At 66.1% G+C, this 4,375-nt stretch carries 5 protein-coding genes; all 5 read right to left on the bottom strand.

Translation table 11 applies throughout. The features are described 5' to 3' along the window. Positions 1 to 127 (bottom strand): NADH-quinone oxidoreductase subunit NuoK (gene nuoK, locus HPC46_RS33815; protein WP_179476355.1); only part of this gene is annotated, 127 nt, incomplete at its 3' end. Continuing rightward, positions 124 to 870 (bottom strand): NADH-quinone oxidoreductase subunit J, encoded by a 747-nt coding sequence (locus HPC46_RS33810; RefSeq protein WP_179476354.1) that lies wholly within the window; start codon positions 868 to 870, stop codon positions 124 to 126. The genes nuoK and HPC46_RS33810, both read right to left, overlap by 4 nt. Continuing rightward, a complete protein-coding gene (gene nuoI / locus HPC46_RS33805) occupies positions 867 to 1,406 on the bottom strand; it encodes an NADH-quinone oxidoreductase subunit NuoI (RefSeq protein WP_179476353.1) in 540 nt (179 codons plus the stop codon). The genes HPC46_RS33810 and nuoI overlap by 4 nt, the downstream gene beginning before the upstream one ends. Further along, complete coding sequence (nuoH, locus tag HPC46_RS33800; protein WP_179476352.1) at positions 1,399 to 2,628, bottom strand: NADH-quinone oxidoreductase subunit NuoH; 1,230 nt, start codon at positions 2,626 to 2,628, stop codon at positions 1,399 to 1,401. Before nuoH ends, nuoI begins: the two co-directional genes overlap by 8 nt. Further along, positions 2,625 to 4,375, bottom strand: a 1,751-nt coding sequence (locus HPC46_RS33795; protein ID WP_179476351.1) for an NADH-quinone oxidoreductase subunit G, incomplete at its 5' end; no start/stop codon positions are given. The genes nuoH and HPC46_RS33795, both read right to left, overlap by 4 nt.

The raw sequence follows: 4,375 nt of genomic DNA, 5'->3' as shown, positions 1-4,375 counted from the left end.
AATTGCAGGCATTCAACATCAACTCCACACACATGAACATCACGATCGCATTGCGCCGCAACAACACCCCCGCCGCACCAATCGTGAACAACAACGCCGACAGGTAGAGGTAATTGTCCGGATTCATCGTTGACCGTTCCCGTTGTCGGACCGCTCGAGGATCGTGCTCACCGACGATTCCTCCTTCGTGCCGTCGGGTAGTTGGGCCAGGGTGTTCAGCGCGTTGTGCCGGGCGTAGACCCCCGGGTTGGGCAGTGGAGTGGCCCGGGCGCCGGTTGCGAACCGTTCGATGACCAACTCGCGCTGGGTCTTACGTCGTTCGAACCGCTCCCGATGCGCCAGCACCATCGCACCCAACGCCGCGGTGATCAACAGCGCACTGGTCAACTCGAAGGCCCACAGATCCCGGGTGAAGATCAGCACCGCCAGACCCTGCACGTTGCCGCCCGCGTTGGCGTCGGCCAACCCGACGAATCCGGTGGTGGCCACCGTGCCGATTCCAGCGATCAGCAGGATTCCGAACCCCAGGCCCGCCGTGATGGCCGCGATGCGTTGGCCGCGAATGGTTTCCACCAGTGACTCGGAGGAGTCGACTCCGATGAGCATGAGCACGAACAGGAACAGCATCATCACCGCACCGGTGTAAACGACCACCTGGACGACACCCAGGAACAGTGCATCCTGCGCGACGTAGAGCATCGCCAGCGAGATCATCGTTGTCGCCAGAAAGATCGCCGAGTAGACGGCTTTGGGGGCGGCGACCACGCCGACCGCGCCGGCGATCGCGATCACGGCCAGGATCCAGAACACCACTGCTTCGGTTGTCGACGTGCGGGTGAGCATTTCGGCCGCGAGCAGGCTGGTGGTCACCCAGCCACCTCCTTGCCGACGGGTTCAATCCCCAAATCGATTCGACCCAGGTAGTAGTCGTCGTCGGTGGCTCCCGGTGCCATGGCGTGTGGTGGGGCTTGCATGCCGGGCTGCAGGGGTGCCAGGAGTTTGTCCTTGTCGTAGATGAGGTCGGAGCGGTTGTCGTCGGCCATCTCGTAGACGTTGGTCATGGTCAGCGCGCGGGTGGGGCAGGCCTCAATGCACAGTCCACACCCGATGCAGCGCAGGTAGTTGATCTGATACACCCGCCCGTAACGCTCACCGGGAGAAAAGCGTTCGTCCTCGGTGTTGTCCGCACCTTCGACGTAGATGGCGTCGGCGGGACATGCCCAGGCGCACAGTTCGCAGCCGATGCACTTCTCCAGCCCGTCGGCGTAGCGATTGAGCTGATGGCGGCCGTGATAGCGCGGTGCGACCGGGCCGGGCTTTTCGGGATACTCCTCGGTGATCGGACGTTTGAACATCGTCGAAAACGTCACACCGAAACCCTTGACCGCGTCGAGGAACTTAGGCATCTGCAGTCTCCTTGCGTGCTGTCGTCGTACCGGGCATCGGAGGAATGGGGAACGCCCCGGCATCTGCCGGCGGTGGGGTTGGCGCGGCATTGCGTTGGGCGATCTTGTGCCGCAGGGAGTTAGCTGCGAGCAGGACGAGGAGCAGTGCGGCGGCGGCGATGAGATTGGGGACGACGCCGGTGTGGCCGATGCTGTGCAGGACCGCCACGATCATGATCCACACGAGTGAGACCGGGATGAGGAGTTTCCAGCCCAGCGCCATGAACTGGTCGTAGCGCAATCTGGGCAGGGTGGCGCGTAGCCACATGAAGATGAACAGGAACGTCCACACCTTGGCCACGAACCAGATCAGCGGCCACCACCCGCTGTTGGCTCCGTCGATCAGGCTGATCGGCCAGGGGGCATGCCAGCCGCCGAGGAACAAGGTGGTGGCCAGCGCCGAGACGGTGGTCATGTTCACGTATTCGGCGAGCATGAACATCGCGAACTTCAGCGAGGAGTACTCGGTGTGGAAGCCGCCCACGAGTTCGCCTTCGGCCTCGGGCAGGTCGAACGGGGCCCGGTTGGTTTCTCCGACCATCGCCGTCACGTACACCGCGAATGACGGCAGCAGCAGGAAGACGTACCAGGTGTGCTCTTGGGCGGCCACGATTCCCGAGGTCGACATGGTGCCGGCGTAGAGGAACACCGCCGCGAACGACAGGGCCATCGCGATCTCGTAGGAGATCACCTGCGCGCTGGAGCGCAGACCGCCCAACAACGGGTAGGTGGAGCCCGACGACCAGCCGGCCAGCACGATGCCGTACACCCCGATCGAGGTGACCGCCAAGATGTAGAGCACCGCGACCGGCAAATCGGTGAGCTGCAAGGGGGTTTGGTGCCCGAAGACCGAGACCACCGGTCCGAGTGGGATCACCGCGAACGCCAGGATCGCCGGGATTACCGAAATCACCGGAGCCATCAAATAAATCGGCTTGTCCACCCCCGCCGGCACCAGGCCCTCTTTGAGGGCGAGTTTGATGCCGTCGGCCAGGGACTGCAGGATGCCGAACGGGCCGACCCGGTTGGGTCCGTATCGCATCTGCATGCGGCCCAGGATCTTGCGTTCCAGCAGGATCGCCACCAGGACGGTCAGCAGCAGGAAGGCGAAGATCGCGACGGCTTTGATCACGATCAGCCACCACGGATCGTGGCCGAACACCGTCATATCCGGGTAACTCATGCGCCTGCCCCTTTTCCGATGCGCACGACGGCGCCTGTCGTGACACCCAGTTGCTCGTGCACGGCGCTACCGGGTGAATTCAGCGGCAGCCACACCACACCGTCGGGCATCTCGGTGACCACCAATGGCAGACTGACTGCGCCCCGGCCGGTCGACACCGTAACCACATCACCGTCGGCCGCCCCGATCCCCGCCGCGGTCGCCGCCGACAGTCGCACCACCACCGGGTGCGCCGTACCCGCCAAGAACGGCTCACCGTCCTGTAATCGACCGTCATCCAACAACAACCGCCAGCCCGCCAATACCGCCTCGCCGGGCTCCAGCGTCATCGATTCGTTCGGCGCGACAGCTGGGGGAGCGGTGTGCTGGCCGTCCCACACTCCCAGCCCGGCGATTTCGGCGCGAGCCTCCTGGGCGGTGCGGAATCCGAGGTCGACGCCGAGCTCGTCGGCCATGATCTGCAGCACCCGCAGGTCGGGGAAGGAGTTGGCGGGCAGTGCGGGTTCGAAGGGGCGAATCCTGCCTTCCCAGTTCAGGAATGCGCCCGCCTTCTCGGCGACAGGAGCGATGGGGAACACCACGTCGGCGAGTGCCGTGAGTGCGGATTCCCGTAGTTCCAGGCTCACCACGAAGCCGGTCGACTCGATGGCCGCCAGCGTGGCCTGCGGCTCGGGCAGGTCGGCCGGGTCCACGCCACCGATGAGCAGCGCATCGAGCTCGCCGTCGGCCGCGGCGGCCAGGATCGCGGTGGTATCGCGCCCTGGCGCCGAGGGAAGCTCGTCGACATGCCATGCGGTCGCGAGCTGTTGGCGCGCAGCGGCATCGGTGACCGAGCGGCCGCCGGGCAGCAGGTTGGGCAGGCAGCCGGTGTCCAGGGCGCCGCGGTCACCGGCGCGGCGGGGAATCCAGGCCAGCCGCGCGCCGCTGCGTTCGGCCAGCCTGGCTACCGCCGACAGCGCACCTCGGCTGGTGGCCAGCCGTTCCCCGGCCAGGATGATCGCCGAGGAGGGCAGTTCACCCGTCAGTGCGTCCAGGGCGGACGCCTCCTGGCCGGGTTGGGTCAAGACGACCTGGGCGGCCAGCTTGACCGATCCCTGCGAGGCGAACGGTGCGATCGTCACCACCCGCAGGCCGTGCTTGCGGACCGCCTTGCGCAGTCGCAGGAACACGATTGGCGATTCGTCCTCGGGCTCGAACCCGGCCAGCACCACCATGGGGGCGGCTTGCAGGTCGGCATAGTTCACGTCGCGGCGGCCGGCCACCGCAGCGGCCAGGAATTGCTGTTCCTCCACCGAGTGTGGCCGGGAGCGGAAGTCGATATCATTGGTGGACAAAGCGATTCGAGCGAATTTGGCGTAGGCATAGGCGTCCTCGACGCCGACCCGGCCGCCGACCAGCACACCGGTCTTACCCGATGACAATCCCGCGGCGGCCACCGCGATGGCCTCCGACCACGATGCCGGCCGCAGCGCACCGTTCTCGTCGCGTACCAGCGGGGTGGTGATGCGGTCGCCGACGCGGGTGTAGGTGAATGCCCAGCGGCCCTTGTCGCAGTTCCACTCCTCGTTGACGTCCGGGTCGTCACCGGCCAACCGGCGCAGCACCACACCGCGGCGATGGTCGGTGCGCTGGGCGCACCCGGAGGCGCAGTGCTCGCAGACGCTGGGGCTGGACACCAGATCGAACGGGCGGGCCCGGAACCGGTAGGCGGCCCCGGTCAACGCCCCGACCGGGCAGATCTGCACCG

Source organism: Mycolicibacterium vinylchloridicum (genome assembly GCF_013404075.1).
Lineage (GTDB): Bacteria > Actinomycetota > Actinomycetes > Mycobacteriales > Mycobacteriaceae > Mycobacterium > Mycobacterium vinylchloridicum.
Note: the sequence above shows the minus strand (reverse complement) of the source record. Positions and strands in the feature narration are given on the sequence as shown.